Origin of the sequence: Mycobacterium sp. OAS707 (genome assembly GCF_014873705.1) — a bacterium.
GTDB lineage: Bacteria > Actinomycetota > Actinomycetes > Mycobacteriales > Mycobacteriaceae > Mycobacterium.
Genome location: NZ_JADBDS010000004.1, coordinates 524142 through 539205 on the forward strand (window position 1 = coordinate 524142; position 15064 = coordinate 539205).

Below are 15064 nucleotides of genomic sequence, written 5' to 3' on the forward strand. Positions count from 1 at the left end.
ACGAGCATTCTGATGGCCAGATTCATAGTCAGGCGTCTTCTCGGCATGATCGCAGTGCTGTTCGCGATCTCGGTGATCGTGTTCCTGATCTTCAACGTCATCCCGAACTCCGACCCCGCGGCGCGGATCGCCGGCAAGAACGCCGACCCTGCACTGATCGCAAGGGTCAGCGCGGATCTCGGTCTCGATAAGCCGCTTCCGATTCAGTACCTGACGATGATGAAGCAGATCTTCACCGGTCAGCTGATGTCATATGCGAAGGACCGCAACGTCGTTCAGCAGATCTGGGACGGAATACCCGCCACGTTCTCGTTGTGCATCGGGGCTGCGGTGATCTGGATGGCACTGGCGGTGCTGTTCGGTTACCTGAGCGCGATGCACGCCGGGAAGTTCACCGACCGCGCCCTGACAATCCTTTCGCTGGTCGGCATTTCGATGCCCGTGTTCTGGCTGGCCGCGATCCTGCTGTACTTCCTCACGTTCAAGATTCAGCTATTCCCGACAGGCAGTTACGTGCCGCTGACGGAGGATCCGGTGGGTTGGGCGTCTCACCTGATCCTGCCGTGGTTCACGCTGGCCGTGCTGTTCGTCGGGTTCTACAGTCGAATGTTGCGGTCCAACATGCTCGACGCGATGAACGAAGACTACGTGCGAACCGCGCGGGCCAAGGGACTCTCCGAACGGCAGGTGCGCATCCGCCACGTGCTTCGCAACTCGATGATTCCGATCGTCACGCTGTTCGGGCTGGACTTCGGTCAGGTGGTCGGAGGTGGCGCCATCCTCACCGAAACGGTGTACAACCTCAACGGGGTCGGACTGTATGCGGGTGAGGCGATCCGCAGCCTCGACCTACCCCCGCTGATCGGCGTCACACTGTTCGGTGCGTTCTTCATCGTGCTGTTCAACACGATCGTCGACTTCGCCTATGCGGTGCTGGATCCGCGTATCCGGCTTGGTGAGGCGGCACCGGCATGACCGAAGCGATCCTCAAGGTCGACGACCTCAAAGTCAGCTTCGCCACCGAGGACGGTGTGGTCCAGGCGGTCGGCGGCGTCTCGTTCGAGCTGCGTGCCGGCGAGGTGCTGGCCATCGTCGGCGAGTCAGGGTCAGGTAAAAGCGTTACAGCGCAAACGATTACCGGGCTCACCCGCGCCTCCAATGCCAGGATCACCGGATCCGTCAGCTATCGCGGCCGTGAGCTCAACGGGCTCGAGGACGACGAGCTGCGCGACGTCCGCGGCGAGCAGATCGCCATGGTGTTCCAAGACCCGATGTCATCGCTGAACCCCGTTTACCGGGTCGGGGATCAGATCATCGAGATGATCCGGGCACATCGCGACGTGTCGAAACACGAGGCGGCCGACCGGGCCGTGGAACTACTTCGGTCGGTGGGTATCCCGAACCCCGAACGGCGCGTGCGGCATTATCCGCACGAGTTCTCCGGCGGCATGCGCCAGCGCGTGATGATCGCGATGGCGCTCGCGCTCGAACCGGACGTGCTCATCGCCGACGAGCCGACCACCGCCCTCGACGTCACGGTGCAGGCCCAGATCCTGCGTCTACTCGACGATCTCAACCGCGAACGCGACCTCGCCATCGTCCTCATCACCCACGACCTCGGGGTGGTGGCGGAGATCGCAGATCGGGTGCTGGTCATGTACGCGGGCCAGATCGTGGAGAACGCCACGCTGGACGAGACGTTCTACGACCCACAGCATCCCTACACCTGGGGTCTGCTCGGGTCGCTGATGCGGCTCGACCAAACGCGCGGCACTCGACTTGCGCAGATCCCCGGCCAGCCGCCGTCGCTACTGGCGCCGCCGCAAGGCTGCCGGTTCGCGCCCCGTTGCCCCCATAGGTTCGACAAATGTGACGAGCTGCCACCGTTGCAGGCCCGTGTCGGCGGCGAACATCTGGACCGGTGCTGGCTCGACCCTGAAGAGAAGAAATCCCGTCGAGCGCAGGTGATTCCGTGAAGGGCGATCCGCTACTGGAGGTCACCGACCTCGTCAAACACTTCCCGATCAGATCCGGGGTGCTCATCGACCGCGAAGTCGCCAGGGTGCGCGCGGTCGACGGCGTCAGCCTCACCTTGCACGAAGGCGAAACACTGGGCCTCGTCGGCGAATCCGGCTGTGGCAAATCGACGCTGTGCCGCGCGATCTTGCAACTGACGCAGCCGACGTCGGGGTCGGTCAAGTTTCTCGGCGAGGAGTTGGTCGGTCGCTCGCACCGCGACCTTCGCCCGCTGCGGCGACAGATGCAAATGATCTTCCAGGACCCGTTCGCGTCGCTGAACCCACGCAAGCGCGTCGGCCAGATCATCGGCGATCCGCTACAGCTGCATGGGCTGGCCGGCGGCGCCGAGTTGAAGCGCAGGGTTCAGGAGCTACTGGACCGCGTGGGCCTTTCCCCCGAGCACTACAACCGCTACCCGCACGAGTTCTCCGGCGGGCAGCGCCAGCGCATCGGTATCGCAAGGGCGCTGGCCCTGCATCCGAAGTTCATCGTCGCCGACGAACCCGTTTCGGCACTTGATGTTTCGGTGCAGGCGCAGATCATCAACCTGCTCAAGGAACTTCAGGACGAGTTCGGCCTGTCGTATCTGTTCGTGGCCCACGACCTCGGGGTGGTGCGGCATGTGTCCGACCGGGTTGCGGTGATGTATCTCGGCAAGGTGGTCGAGAACTCGGACACCGAAGACCTGTTCCGCAAGCCGATTCACCCGTATACGAACGCGCTGCTGTCCGCGGTGCCGATCCCCGATCCGAAACGCAACGCCGCCCGCGAACGACTCGTGCTGCAGGGCGACGTGCCGAGCCCCATCGATCCACCGCCGGGTTGCAGCTTCCACACCCGATGCCCGTGGGCCACCGAGGTGTGCGCGACGGACGAGCCCGCGTTGCTCGAGCACGCGGCCGCACACGTGGCCGCCTGTCACCACCCGCGCAACGTCGAGCAGGCCGCCGTCTAGGGCACCTGCTGAGGCTGCGGGTACTCGTACTGCGGGGCCTGCGGAGCAGGATTGTTCGGCACCTGAATCGGGATCGGCACCGGAACGAACGGCACGTTGATGTACGTCGTCGTCATCGGTGGTGTCGTCGTGGTCGTCGTCGTGGTGGTGGTCGTCGTCGGTGTCGTGGTGGTCGTCGTAGTCGTGGTGGTTGTAGTGGTGGTTGTGGTCGTGGTGGGCTCGGTGGTGGTCGTCGTCACCACATGCGTCGTGGTCGGCGGGGGAACGTACGTCGTGACGGGCGGCGGTGGTGGCGCCTCGCTGGTCACGGTGACCGTCTCGACCGGGGCCGGAGCCGCAGGCGGCGGTTCCGCGCTTGTCGGTGGCGGCGGCGGTGCGGAGGTGGCGGTCTTGGCCGGCTCGGTCGCCTTGGTGCTGCCGCTGGCACTTGTGAGCGCGATCGCGACGCCGCCGACAGCAACAACGGCGACCACCGCGGCAATACCGAATATCAACTGCGGCAGCCGATTCCACGTTGAATGCGGCTCCTCGATCGGCTCGGTCGGCGGGACGTACTGTACTTGGGGGCGGGCCGACGTCACATCGCTCGAGTAGATGTCGCCGGTGTAGGGCACGACATCGTCGGCGTCGTCGTCCTGCGACCAGGCGAGCGCACGGAACGTCGCGGAATCCGGCGAGCTGACGGGATCGACGACCGGAACCGGCGGCATCGGCGCCATCCCGGTCGGCGCCTCGGCATCGGCACCGTAAGCGGCATATAGGGCTGCCCCAACGGCCGCGTCGAGCGCAGGCTGAGGCGTCGTCACCACCGGCGCCTGCGAGTGCTCGGAGAGCTGCGCAGTGATCAGCGGAATGCTGGCACCACCGCCGATGGTGACTACCGCAGAGACATTCGACCAGCTGATCCTGTTGCGCTCCAAGGCTTTTTCCAGAGCGACGAGCACACCGCTCAGTGGTTGCGCGATCAGGTTTTCCAGATCGGCACGAGTCACCTGGATTGCCGAACGGTAGCCGGGCAGCTCGGCCGTCAGCTCGGTGGTGCTTTCGGCAGACAGCCGCTCCTTGGCGTTGCGGCACTCTTCGCGCAGCCTGGTCAGTGAACCGACCGCGGCGGTACCGGCAGGGTCGACACCACCGGCGTCGGCGATGTTCTGCAGCACGTGGTTCAGCAGCGCCTGGTCGATCAGGTCGCCGGAGAACTCGGTGTAGCGGGCGGTGTCCTCCATCGGCTCGAAGCCGGCTGCGGCGTCGGCGAGTGTGATGCTGGTGCCGCCGCCGCCGAAGTCCAGCAGTGCGACCACACCGTGCGGGGTCAGGCCTGGGCTGGCGTGCAGCGCGGTCAGCGAGGCGACGGCATCGGAGACCAGCCGGACCGGGGTGCCGTTGGGTGCCAGGCTCGGCTTCGCGCGCATCGCGTTGCGCAGCGCCCACAGCGTCGATGTGCCCCAATGTGCGGGCACGGCGATCGCGGTCTGCGGCGACGGCTGGCCACCACTGGCGTAGACCATCGCCTCGAGGGCGTCGGCGAGCAGTTTGTCGGCGAGATGCGACGACCCGTCGGGGGCCACCAGCGGAACCGGGTCGCCGACCCGCTCGACGAATCCGCTCAGCACGACGCCGTCGGTGTGCGCAGAGGGCACACCGACGTCAGGCGCGGCGTGTCCATGCAGGGTCAACACCGAGCGCCGGATCAGCGGTTGATTGCCGACTCGCGCCGCGACCAGGTTGGTCGTCCCGATCGACAACCCCAACGGGTCGCTCATAACGGAGCTCACGATAGCGGTCCGAGGAGACCAATTCCGTTAGACACTCCGCTTTTTGGGCGCCATTGCCAGCGGGTTTACCTCAACCACATAGCCGGGACACAGGTTTCAATGTTGCGGCCAGGGTTTCGTCCGTGCCGGCCTGGGTACAGCGAAGGCCATGACTTCACTGTGGCTCGCCGATCGAATCGACCGGCCGCTACCGCCAAGTCCGCTGGCCGAGGCCAATAGGTCGGCAGACGTCGCGGTTGTCGGCGCAGGCCTGACCGGATTGATCACCGCCGTCCTGCTGGCCCGGGCCGGCAAGGATGTTCTCGTGCTGGAAGCGCACTCCGCGGGAGCCGGGGCGACCGGCAACACGACCGCAAAGATCAGCCTGCTGCAGGGCACCAAGATGTCGAAGATCGTCGGCAAGCACGGTGCGAAAACCGCCCAGCAGTACGTCCAGGGCAACCTCGAAGGCCAGGAGTGGCTGATTCAGCACTGCGAGGCACACGGCATTTCGGTGCAGCGGGAGGACGCATACACGTACGCACAATCCGAGAAGGGTGTGGCGGCCGCGCGCGCGGAACTGGAGGCGTGTGAGGCGGCGGGCTTGGCCGTCGACTGGGTGGACGACGCCGACGTGCCATTCCCCTATCACGGCGGAGCGCGACTGGCCGATCAGGCGCAATTCGACCCGATGCCCTTGCTGGACAGTTTGATTGTGGAGCTCGACGAGCGTGGCGGTCGATTGGCGCAAGGCGTTCGCGTGCAAAGCGTTTCGGGTAAGGGCGATGGATTGGCCCTGCACGTGCGCACCGCCGACGGTGATGAGTTCGACGTCCAAGCCGCGCAATGCGTGCTGGCGACCGGCATTCCGATCCTCGATCGCGGCGGCTTCTTTGCGAGGCTCAAGCCGAGCCGGTCTTACTGCATGGCGTACAAGGTGCCGGGCAACATCACCCGCGGCATGTACCTGTCGGCCGACTCACCAACTCGCTCAGTGCGTTACGCGCCGACGGCCGACGGTGATCGGCTGCTGGTCGGCGGTGCAGGCCATCCGGTTGGCCGCGAGAAGAGCCCGGCGTGCTCGGTCCAGGAGTTGGATTCGTGGGCCAAGTTGCATTACCCGGGCGCGATGCAGACCCATTACTGGTCGGCGCAGGACTACACGTCTGCCGACGAGTTGCCCTACGTCGGCCCGATCCTGCCGGGCAACGAGAAGATCTTTGTCGCAACGGGTTTCGACAAGTGGGGTATGACGAACGGCACCGCTGCGGCGCTGGCGTTGTCGAGTCGGATCCTCGGTGGCCGGATGGATTGGGCGAACGCATTCGCCAGCTGGAGCCCGCACGAGCTGTCGGGCATTCCGAAGGCGTTGCAGGCCAACCTCGAAGTCGGATTCAACTTGGCCAAGGGGTGGATCACGCCGGTGACGCGGATCGGCAACCGCACACCGGAAAGTGGTGGTGTGGTCAGCGGTCCGCCGTGGGACCTGGAGGCCCGCAGCGTCGTCGATGGTGTCGAGCACAGGGTGTCACCGGTCTGCCCGCACCTCGGCGGGATCGTCAACTGGAACGACGCCGACGAATCGTGGGAATGCCCGTTGCACGGCTCGCGGTTCGCCCCCGACGGCACGCTGCTCGAAGGCCCGGCGACGCGAGGCCTGACCGCGGCGCAGTAGCCTGTCGCCCATGGGCGACATCGACGAGATCCAGCAAGTCAAATACCGGTACCTTCGTGCCCTCGACACGAAGCACTGGGACGACTTCGCCGACACGCTGACCGAAGATGTGGTCGGCAGGTACGGCGAATCGATCGGCGAGGAGCACCACTTCACGAACCGCGACGAGCTGGTCTCGTTCATGCGCTCGTCACTCGGTCCCGAAATCCTCACCGAGCACCGCGTCACCCATCCCGAGATCACCGTCGACGGTGATGAGGCGACGGCGATCTGGTACCTGCAGGACCGGGTGATCGCGCCGGACTTCAACTTCATGCTGATCGGCGCGGGCTTCTATCATGACCGCTACCGTCGCACCGCCGAAGGCTGGAAGATCAGCGAAACGGGCTACGACCGCACCTACGATGCGTCGATGTCGACCGAGAATCTCAACTTCAAGGTGAAAGCCGGTCGCGCCCTTAACATTTGACGGCTATTTGGTTATCGCGATCAGCGCACCCGGTTGCAGCCAGCGCATGACCTCCACCAAGGTGCCATCGTCGATCGCCACGCATCCCGCGGTGGGTCCACCGTCGGTGGTGTGAAGGAAGAACGCACCTCCGTTGCCAGGCACCCTGGCCTTGTTGACGCCCATCACGACGGCGTGTGCGTACTGCGGGATGTCGAGGTTCTCGGTGCCGCTGTCCGGTGATGTGTCGAACGGGCACTGTGCCTTCTTGCAGACCTGCATGGTGTTGTAGGTCGGGCTCTTCATATCGCCGTCCCACCAATGGTCCTTGCCGACTTGGACGTACTGCAGGCCCCCGCCGGGGTTGGGCGCGGTGCCGAACGCGAAGTCGAGGGTGTAGATGCCAAGCGGGGTGGCCATGTTGCCGTCGTGGGTCTCGGCGGCGAAGCCGTTGGCGCCGACATGGGCGGGGATACCGGCGCGGACGGCCTCCCATCCCGCAGGGCCGCGTTGGAAGACGTCCATCTTCGCCGACGAACCACCCGCTCCCACAACGGAAATCACCTGCGTGGCATTGCCGACCTGCGGGGCGAACCACGGTGTGAAGTCAGCGTTCGCAACGGGCGCCGCAGTCAGATAGACGGCTGCAGCGCACAGCACAGCGAGCAGTCGGCGCACGCATTCATCGTCAGTGGTGCCACAGCTAGGGTCAAGTAAAGGTTCAGACACGATTGAGGATCGCCGGATCCGGCTACCTTGTCCTCATGGAATTGCTGCCCTTGCGAGGGCGCCGACGCGGTATTCGGCAAATCGGCGAGGGCCTTGGCACCCTGGACCGCGAGGTCTTCGAGGCCATCGCGGAATCACCCAGCCCCCTGCTGGACGCCACCATGCCCCGGCTGACCTGGGCCGCTGACCATTCGAAGCTGTGGTTCGTCATCGCCGCCCTGCTCGGCGCGCTCGGCGGTCCATCCGCGCGCCGCGGGGCGACCCGAGGGGTTGTCTCGTTGGCGATAACCAGCCTGTTGACCAATCAAATCGCGAAGAGGATCTGGGTGCGGCAGAGGCCGAATAGGCTGACTGTGCCGTTGGCCCGCCGGGGGCGTCGCTCGCCGACGTCGAATTCCCTGCCGTCGGGCCACTCAGCCAGCGCCGCGGCTTTCGCGGTGGGGGTCGGTCTTGAGAGCCCGCCGCTTGGTCTTGGACTGGCGCTGTTGGCCGGCTTGGTCGGCCTGTCGCGAGTGGCAACCGGTGCGCACTATCCCGGCGATGTATTCGCGGGTTTCGGCATCGGCGCGGGCATTGCGGTGCTGGGTGGGCGCGTGGTGCCACCAGTCGTGGTGACCAAGATTCCGACGGCGGATCCGCTGCGCGTGGAGGCTCCCGAACGACCGGACGGCGCCGGCGTGGTGTTGGTGGTGAACCCGGCGTCGGGCGGCGGAACAGGCGCACGCGTCATCGACGAGGTGCGAGAGGCGTTGCCGCAGACCGAAATTGTCGAACTCGGCGAGGACGACGACGTCGAAGAGGCATTGAACAAAGCCGCGGGACGGGCCGAAGTCCTCGCGGTGGCGGGCGGCGACGGTACGGTGTCGTGCGCAGCCAGTGTCGCGACGGAGGCGGGTCTACCGCTGGCAGTGTTCCCCGGCGGCACGTTCAACCATTTTGCGAAGGACATCGGCTGCGACACCGTCGCGAAGACGGTGGACGCCATCCGGCGCGGCAGTGTGGCCTGCGTCGATCTGGTGTGCCTCAACGAGGGCCGAATGGTGATCAACACCGCGAGCATCGGCGCTTACCCCACGTTCGTGCAGACGCGCGAGCGCCTCGAGCACAAGATCAGCAAGCCGCTGGCGGGGCTGTACGCGATGTTCCACACGCTGCGGCACGACCAGCCTGTGCGCATCACCTACGACAACAAGACGTTGCAGACCTCACTGTTCTTCGTCGGCAATTCGACGTATCTGCCGTCGGGATTCGCACCGTCACGGCGCACGCGCATGGACGACGGCCTGCTCGATGTAAGGATCCTGGAGACGGGCCGACGCTTGAGCAGGACCAGGATCGTCGCTGCGCTTGCGCTCGGCCGCCTTGAGCGCAGCCCGCTGTACCACGAGTTGCGGGTGCCGGAGTTCAGCTTCCGCGCGGTGGACGGGCCGACGGTACTGGCGCACGACGGCGAGGTCGGCAGCGAGGTCACCGAGGCCACCTTCAGCGTGCGGTACCGAGCGCTGCCGGTCTTTCGTCCGTTACCGTGACGGGCCGCACCGGCGGGACGATCAGCAGGCACGCGACGAAATACGCGTAGCCGAAGGCCCATCCGGCGATCACGTCCGTTGGATAGTGCACGTTGAGCACGACGCGCCCGATGCCGATAGCAACCACAACCAATGCGCCAACCGCGATCAGCCAACCCCTCAGCGGTCGGCGCACGACGGGAAGCGCAACGGTCAGCAGGGCCAGCACCGCTGTCATTACGCCGAGCGCGTGGCCCGACGGAAACGAGCTCGACGGCGCGGCGACCAACGCGGTCGCCGGACGCGGCCGACTGGCGGCGTATTTGGCGATCTCAGTGATGATTCCGGTGAGCTCGACACTGACCACCAGAAACATCGCGACCCGCACGTTGCGGCGCACCAACGCGAAGACGATCACGGCCAGGGTCAGCAGCCGGAACGCGGTGGGCCCGAGCACCGTGCAGAACACATCCCATGCGGTCACCCAGCCGCGGTGGCCGGCGGCATAGCGATGCCCGGCCTCCAGCAAGGACGCGTCAATCGTCGCCAGCCAGGCCCAGTTTGACGCGTAACCGACCCACATCAGCCCGAACACCGCGAAGGCCAGTGCGGCCGACGCGATCAGCCAGGTCTTGCGGGGTGTCACCTCTTCAGCTCTACCACCTCTATCGCCCGCGCGGCTGCGAGGTCGCGTTAGGGTTACTGGACATGGCCGTGTTTCTGCGAAAGCTGCTGGGAATCGGCAAGCTGCCTGCCGAGTTGCGCGCCGAGGTCGAGGCGGAGGGCATCATTCACCTCGCCGAGTACGTTTCTGTCACTCGGCGGTTCAGTGGACGGGTCCCCGGTATGCGCTCGGCGGGCAGCATTTCGAGTTATGTCGGCTCGCTGGTGCTGACCAATCAGCGGGTGCTTGCCACGCTGTCCTCGGTGCCGAAGCTGGCCGGGCGCACCGTCGATCTGCGGTGGGATGCGCCGCAGGGCGGGGCCGTCAAGGGCGAGCTTTCGACGACGGGGCTTCTGCTCGACGTCGACGTCGCCGAGGTCGATCCCCGTTGCAGTGGACATCTTTCGCTGCACTACAAGGAATCGCTCCCCGAGGATCTGCTCATGCGGCTGCCCCGGCGATCTCTGGCCTTCGATGTGCCTCCGGAATATGTGTTCCGCGCAGTCGGTGTGCCCTACCACCCGTAATCGCGCGAAAAGCGTTAGAACGGCGGTGGGTCGTCGTCCCCTGGTGGTGGGCGTGTGGGGAAATAGGCGTCGTTACAATCGTTTTCGAGGTTTTGGCGGAGTTCGTGGTTGCGGGCGCGTTCTTCGTCGATGCGGTTGACGCGATCTTGGGCCCGGGTGTTCGTGCGGCGCGGCATCTTCAGTGCGCGACCAGGTTGAGCACTAGCTGCATGAGTCGGTGTGGTGACCGGTGCGGTGGGTCGGCACAGCGATGGAAACAGCAGCCGGCTACCCGGGTAGGTAGTGAAGGTCTGCCCGCTTGGGCTGGTCCAGATGACGGTGCCATCCGGTAGTTGTCGGTCTAACCAGCCGCAGAATGTCTTGAGCAGGTGGTGTTTTCGGCACAGGCATTTGATGTTCGACGCACACGTCGGCCCGTCTGGATAAGGGATCGTATGGTCCAAGTCGCAATGATCTGCCGGTTCGTCACAGCCGGGGAAGCGACACGTCAGATCCCGGCAGCGCACAAACCGCGCCAACCCCGCCGAAGGCGCATATCGGGGCTCGGGCGGACTGTCACCGGGGTGAATCACCGGACGAATCACCGCAGTGGTGGCCAGTTTGGCCGCCAGCAACGGTGCGGGCAGAATCCCGCCACCCATCACCAGAGCGGGCTTGCTGTTCGGGCTGCCCGTCGGCTCGGGCTGCGCCAACGCCTGCGCGATGCTCATCTCTCGCAGCTCTGCGGTGCTTGGCCCTTGCGCCTCGGCCCCGTCCAGCCGCGTGGCGGTGTCATCAGTGAGGCTGTCCTGCTCGGCGATCACGTTGATCACCACCGCGCTGGGCGTCTTGGCTGCCGCGTCGCAGTCGGGTCTTCCGCACAGGCACTGCAGCCGATCGGCGCCGTGCCCCAGCGCGCCCAACGCGTCGCTGCGGCGCTGATCCAGCGTGCGCGGATCGGCCTCACACACCGCGCCCGCCATCGTCTCCAACCGTTGATCCAGCGCCGCGCCGTCCTGGCTGAGCAAGGTGGCCTCCAGATAGGACACCCCGCTGCCGTTCGCAGCGTCGACCACGTCCACATGCCTGCCCCGGACACTGGTTTCAATGCGGCGCACGGCATCGGGGTCATAGCGATCCACCCAGTAATCGATGGCTGCCTCGACCTTGGCCACCGACATCGATCCCCAGCCCACCGCTGCCGCGGCCAACTCCACATCGACTGCGGCCTGCGCCCCGGCGTCGCGGATCAGCCCGGTGCGATACACGATCGCATTGACCTGCCGGTAAGAAATCCGGCCGGTGGCAAAAACCTCGGCCACCCGGGGCAGCCGCTCGCGCAGCGCCATCGCGATCAGCAGCTGATGGGAGGCCACCCCCAGCGACACATCGTGGGCCGCGGCCACCTCAGCGGCCACGGCATCCCAATTGTCAACACACCACTGCTCGCGCTCGGCGCAATCATCGGCCGCCATCCGCGCGGCAAGCACATCGGCGATCGCGGACAACCTTCGAGCACACACCGCGTTCTCCACCCGCGCCCACGCCCCCACCGCACCGGCACCACAGGCACCGGCCGCGGCCGCCACGAGTTGATCGAACATATGAGCGAAGCTACCCACTCCCAAAGACGCAGACCCGGCTAAACCTGGCCACCAAGCCCAACCTGTGGATGAATTCGGACCTGGGGATAACTTCGTCAGTGAGCCAAAGGGTTGCCGAATCCCCGCATGCGGTGTTCGGTGGGCCGACGGCAGAAGGAGGACCAACCGAGTGACTGTGCGACGGGACAACGTCCTGCTGGTCCACTGGCACGACCTCGGCCGCTACCTCGGCGCCTACGGTCACACCGACGTCGAGAGCCCCCGACTGGACCGGCTGGCCGCCGAAGGCGTCGTCTTCACCCGCGCCCACGCCACAGCGCCGCTGTGCTCGCCCTCGCGCGGCTCGTTGTTCACCGGCCGCTACCCGCAGAGCAACGGTCTTGTCGGCCTCGCCCACCACGGCTGGGAGTACCGCGCAGGTGTTCGCACGCTTCCCCATATCCTTGCCGAATCCGGTTGGCACACAGCGCTATTCGGTATGCAGCACGAAACGTCATATCCGACGCGGCTGGGCTACGACGAGTTCGACGTGTCCAACTCCTACTGCGAGTACGTCGTCGAACACGCCACCCGCTGGCTCACCGACGCGCCCGAGCAGCCGTTCCTGCTCACCGCGGGCTTCTTCGAAACGCATCGGCCCTATCCGCGGGACCGCTACGACCCCGCGGACGCCGACGACGTGGTGGTGCCCGACTACCTGCCCGACACCGACGACATCCGCGAGGACCTTGCCGAGTTCTACGGATCGATCACTGTCGCGGACGCCGCTGTCGGCCGCCTCCTCGACACCCTCGATCAAACGGGCCTCGCCGAAAACACCTGGGTCGTATTCATCACCGACCACGGTCCAGCGCTGCCGCGCGCCAAATCGACGCTGTACGACGCGGGCACCGGTATCGCGCTGATCGTGCGGCCTCCGCGCGGTGCGGGCATCGAGCCCCAGACCTACGACGAGTTGTTCAGCGGCGTCGACCTACTGCCCACGCTGCTCGATTTGCTCGGCCTGAACATTCCCGAGGACGTCGAAGGTCTGTCCCACGCAAGGGGCCTGCGAGCGGCAGGCGCCAACCCGGTGCGGACCGAGGTCTACACGACCAAGACGTACCACGATTCCTTCGACCCGATCCGGGCCGTGCGGACGAAGGAGTACAGCTACATCGAGAACTACGCAACGCGCCCGCTGCTTGACTTGCCCTGGGACATCGCGGAGAGCGCTCCCGGCCGCGTGATGGAGCCGCTCATCCAATCCGAGCGGCCGGCGCGTGAGCTCTACGATCTCGTCGAGGATCCGACGGAAACGCACAACCTGTTGGCAGCCGACGTCACCGACAAGTCCGAAGCGATCGCCAACGATCTCGCGCTGCTGCTCGACGACTGGCGCCACAAGACCAACGACGTCATCCCATCCGAGTTCGCGGGCACGCGGATTGCCGAGCGCTACACCGAAACATATTTACGCATTCATGGCCCACAGATCACCAGCCGATCGGCGATCGCGGCGGAGCGAGGCATCGAAGAGAACCACAGTTCCGCGCAATAGATTTACTCATTGTGATCGCAATGATCGTCCCTGCCAACCGAATTGAATGCGGTTATGCTCTCGCCCATGTCACATGCGACGGCCTACTTGGTGCTCGCTTCACAGCGCAGTGGCAGCACGCTGCTCGTCGAATCGCTGCGCGCGACGGGGGTGGCAGGCGAACCCGGCGAATTCTTCCAATACCTGCCGACCACAAGCCAATCCCCGCAACCGAGGCAATGGTTCGAGGGTGTCGACGACCCGTCGATCCATCGCCTGCTTGATCCGCTCGACGAAGGCAAGCCCGACCTCGCACCACCAGAGATATGGCGGGACTACATCCGCACCGTCGGCCGCACGCCGAACGGCATCTGGGGGGGCAAGCTGATGTGGAACCAGACGCCCCTGCTGCTGCAGCGCGCAGCGGGCCTGCCCGACCGGTCGGGCGACGGCTTGCTTTCAGCCATCCGCGACGTCATCGGCAGCGACCCGGTCCTGATCTACGTTCACCGTCCTGACGTTGTCTCCCAGGCCGTTTCGTTCTGGCGTGCGGTGCAGACCCGGGTCTGGCGCGGTAGACCCGATCCAGTGCGTGACTCCCGAGCCGAGTACCACGCAGGGGCAATCGCACACGTCGTCACGCTGCTGCGCGAACAGGAGAAGGGCTGGCGGGCCTGGTTCGACGAAGAGAACATCACACCGATCGAGATCGCGTATCCCGTTCTGTGGCGCAACCTCACCCAGATCGTCGGCGATGTGCTCGAGGCAATCGGGCAGGACCGTCGGCTCGCACCGCCACCAGTTCTGGAACGCCAGGCCGATCAGCGCTCCGACGAATGGGTTGACCGCTATCGGGCCGACGCGGACAAGCTCGGGCTACCCACCTGACCCAACCTGTGCCACTACGAAGATCCGGCGGAACGGGAAGAACGTCTTGCCATCGGCCCGCGCCGGGTAGGCCGCGTCGAGCATCGGGATCAGCTCCCGCCGAAACTCCTGCCACTGTTCGTCGTTGAGCCGGCTCTTCACCGGGGTGAGCGCTGTGCCGGTGATCCACTCCAGCACCGGATTCTCGCCGCTGAGTTCGTGAACGTAGGTGGTCTCCCACGCGTCGACGGTGCAGCCTGCGTCACTGAGCAGACCGGCATACCCCGACGGGTCATCGACCTGCCCCTCCCGAAACGGGAAGTCCTGCAACGCTTCTGCCCACCGCTCACGACGTGCTAGCTCGCGCACGGCCCGGTGCGACGGCGCGTCGAAGTTCCCTGGCACCTGCATCGCGATCCACGACCCGGCGTCAAGCTGCTGGGCCCAGCGAACCAACAACGAGGCGTGCTCCGGCACCCAGTGCAGCGTCGCGTTGCTCACCACCACGTCGGTGTCCGGCCGCGGAGTCCACTCCCGCACGTCGCCGACGTGAGCGTCGACGCCGCGCTCGCGGGCGGACTCGACCATCTCGACCGAACTGTCCCACGCCTCAACGACCGCGTCGGGCCACCGCTGCGCGAGCGTCGCGGTCAGATTCCCGGGGCCGCAGCCCAGGTCGACCACCCGCCGGGGAGCATCGGCGTTGACCCGCGACAACAGGTCGTAGAACGGGCGTCCGCGATGATCGGCGAAGGTCAGGTAGACGTCGGGATTCCACATGCCGCCAGTGTGGCATTCACACAACTCACAGCGGGT

At 65.7% G+C, this 15064-nt stretch carries 14 protein-coding genes; 9 read left to right on the plus strand and 5 right to left on the minus strand.

What is annotated here, in order from left to right; all coding sequences use genetic code 11:
* The first annotated feature begins 12 nt into the window (after positions 1 to 12).
* Genes GGC64_RS27625 through GGC64_RS27635 form a run of 3 tightly spaced genes read left to right on the plus strand, consistent with a single transcriptional unit; the run spans position 13 to position 2974 of the window.
* A complete protein-coding gene (locus GGC64_RS27625) occupies positions 13 to 975 on the plus strand; it encodes an ABC transporter permease (protein WP_192725758.1) in 963 nt (320 codons plus the stop codon).
* Complete coding sequence (locus GGC64_RS27630) at positions 972 to 1976, plus strand: ABC transporter ATP-binding protein (RefSeq protein WP_192725759.1); 1005 nt, start codon at positions 972 to 974, stop codon at positions 1974 to 1976. Before GGC64_RS27625 ends, GGC64_RS27630 begins: the two co-directional genes overlap by 4 nt.
* A complete protein-coding gene (locus GGC64_RS27635) occupies positions 1973 to 2974 on the plus strand; it encodes a dipeptide ABC transporter ATP-binding protein (protein ID WP_192725760.1) in 1002 nt (333 codons plus the stop codon). Before GGC64_RS27630 ends, GGC64_RS27635 begins: the two co-directional genes overlap by 4 nt.
* Here the strand turns inward: GGC64_RS27635 and GGC64_RS27640 are convergent.
* Entirely contained in the window at positions 2971 to 4737 is a 1767-nt protein-coding gene (locus GGC64_RS27640) for an Hsp70 family protein (RefSeq protein WP_192725761.1), read from the minus strand. The two genes, GGC64_RS27635 and GGC64_RS27640, sit on opposite strands and share 4 nt — an antisense overlap.
* 160 nt (positions 4738 to 4897) lie before the next feature.
* On the opposite strand from GGC64_RS27640, the gene GGC64_RS27645 reads away from it, so the two are divergent.
* Complete coding sequence (locus tag GGC64_RS27645) at positions 4898 to 6403, plus strand: FAD-dependent oxidoreductase (RefSeq protein WP_192725762.1); 1506 nt, start codon at positions 4898 to 4900, stop codon at positions 6401 to 6403.
* A gap of 10 nt (positions 6404 to 6413) precedes the next feature.
* Positions 6414 to 6872, plus strand: coding sequence for a nuclear transport factor 2 family protein (locus tag GGC64_RS27650; protein ID WP_192725763.1), 459 nt, complete (start codon positions 6414 to 6416; stop codon positions 6870 to 6872).
* Positions 6873 to 6875: 3 nt separating this feature from the next.
* Here GGC64_RS27650 and GGC64_RS27655 read toward each other — a convergent pair whose 3' ends face one another.
* Positions 6876 to 7529: a L,D-transpeptidase family protein gene (locus GGC64_RS27655; RefSeq protein WP_192725764.1), complete on the minus strand. Its 654-nt coding sequence runs from the start codon at positions 7527 to 7529 to the stop codon at positions 6876 to 6878.
* Between the two features lie 86 nt (positions 7530 to 7615).
* On the opposite strand from GGC64_RS27655, the gene GGC64_RS27660 reads away from it, so the two are divergent.
* Entirely contained in the window at positions 7616 to 9109 is a 1494-nt protein-coding gene (locus GGC64_RS27660) for a bifunctional phosphatase PAP2/diacylglycerol kinase family protein (protein ID WP_192725765.1), read from the plus strand.
* On the opposite strand, the gene GGC64_RS27665 is transcribed toward GGC64_RS27660, so the two are convergent.
* Positions 9063 to 9734, minus strand: a complete 672-nt coding sequence (locus GGC64_RS27665) for a phosphatase PAP2 family protein (protein WP_192725766.1) — start codon at positions 9732 to 9734, stop codon at positions 9063 to 9065. The genes GGC64_RS27660 and GGC64_RS27665 overlap by 47 nt on opposite strands.
* Before the next feature lie 62 nt (positions 9735 to 9796).
* Here GGC64_RS27665 and GGC64_RS27670 point away from each other — a divergent pair, with 62 nt between their 5' ends.
* On the plus strand, positions 9797 to 10279 hold the full coding sequence (locus tag GGC64_RS27670) for a hypothetical protein (RefSeq protein WP_192725767.1): 483 nt from the start codon (positions 9797 to 9799) through the stop codon (positions 10277 to 10279).
* A 14-nt stretch (positions 10280 to 10293) separates the two neighbouring features.
* Here GGC64_RS27670 and GGC64_RS27675 read toward each other — a convergent pair whose 3' ends face one another.
* Positions 10294 to 11862, minus strand: a complete 1569-nt coding sequence (locus GGC64_RS27675; protein ID WP_192725768.1) for an HNH endonuclease signature motif containing protein — start codon at positions 11860 to 11862, stop codon at positions 10294 to 10296.
* 169 nt (positions 11863 to 12031) lie between these two features.
* Here GGC64_RS27675 and GGC64_RS27680 point away from each other — a divergent pair, with 169 nt between their 5' ends.
* Together GGC64_RS27680 and GGC64_RS27685 are read left to right on the plus strand one after the other, a co-directional pair.
* Positions 12032 to 13402: a sulfatase gene (locus GGC64_RS27680; protein ID WP_192725769.1), complete on the plus strand. Its 1371-nt coding sequence runs from the start codon at positions 12032 to 12034 to the stop codon at positions 13400 to 13402.
* 66 nt (positions 13403 to 13468) lie between these two features.
* Positions 13469 to 14269, plus strand: a complete 801-nt coding sequence (locus tag GGC64_RS27685; RefSeq protein ID WP_192725770.1) for a Stf0 family sulfotransferase — start codon at positions 13469 to 13471, stop codon at positions 14267 to 14269.
* On the opposite strand, the gene GGC64_RS27690 is transcribed toward GGC64_RS27685, so the two are convergent.
* On the minus strand, positions 14258 to 15028 hold the full coding sequence (locus GGC64_RS27690; protein WP_192725771.1) for a trans-aconitate 2-methyltransferase: 771 nt from the start codon (positions 15026 to 15028) through the stop codon (positions 14258 to 14260). The genes GGC64_RS27685 and GGC64_RS27690 overlap by 12 nt on opposite strands.
* Positions 15029 to 15064 lie beyond the last annotated feature (36 nt).

What these genes read in the sequence shown, in the direction of transcription:
- GGC64_RS27675 (WP_192725768.1), bottom strand. Translation starts at nt 11,862, where the DNA reads ATGTTCGATCAACTCGTGGCGGCCGCGGCCGGTGCCTGTGGTGCCGGT.
- GGC64_RS27670 (WP_192725767.1), top strand. Translation starts at nt 9,797, where the DNA reads ATGGCCGTGTTTCTGCGAAAGCTGCTGGGAATCGGCAAGCTGCCTGCC.
- GGC64_RS27660 (WP_192725765.1), top strand. Translation starts at nt 7,616, where the DNA reads ATGGAATTGCTGCCCTTGCGAGGGCGCCGACGCGGTATTCGGCAAATC.
- GGC64_RS27645 (WP_192725762.1), top strand. Translation starts at nt 4,898, where the DNA reads ATGACTTCACTGTGGCTCGCCGATCGAATCGACCGGCCGCTACCGCCA.
- GGC64_RS27640 (WP_192725761.1), bottom strand. Translation starts at nt 4,737, where the DNA reads ATGAGCGACCCGTTGGGGTTGTCGATCGGGACGACCAACCTGGTCGCG.
- GGC64_RS27630 (WP_192725759.1), top strand. Translation starts at nt 972, where the DNA reads ATGACCGAAGCGATCCTCAAGGTCGACGACCTCAAAGTCAGCTTCGCC.
- GGC64_RS27690 (WP_192725771.1), bottom strand. Translation starts at nt 15,028, where the DNA reads ATGTGGAATCCCGACGTCTACCTGACCTTCGCCGATCATCGCGGACGC.
- GGC64_RS27625 (WP_192725758.1), top strand. Translation starts at nt 13, where the DNA reads ATGGCCAGATTCATAGTCAGGCGTCTTCTCGGCATGATCGCAGTGCTG.
- GGC64_RS27685 (WP_192725770.1), top strand. Translation starts at nt 13,469, where the DNA reads ATGTCACATGCGACGGCCTACTTGGTGCTCGCTTCACAGCGCAGTGGC.
- GGC64_RS27650 (WP_192725763.1), top strand. Translation starts at nt 6,414, where the DNA reads ATGGGCGACATCGACGAGATCCAGCAAGTCAAATACCGGTACCTTCGT.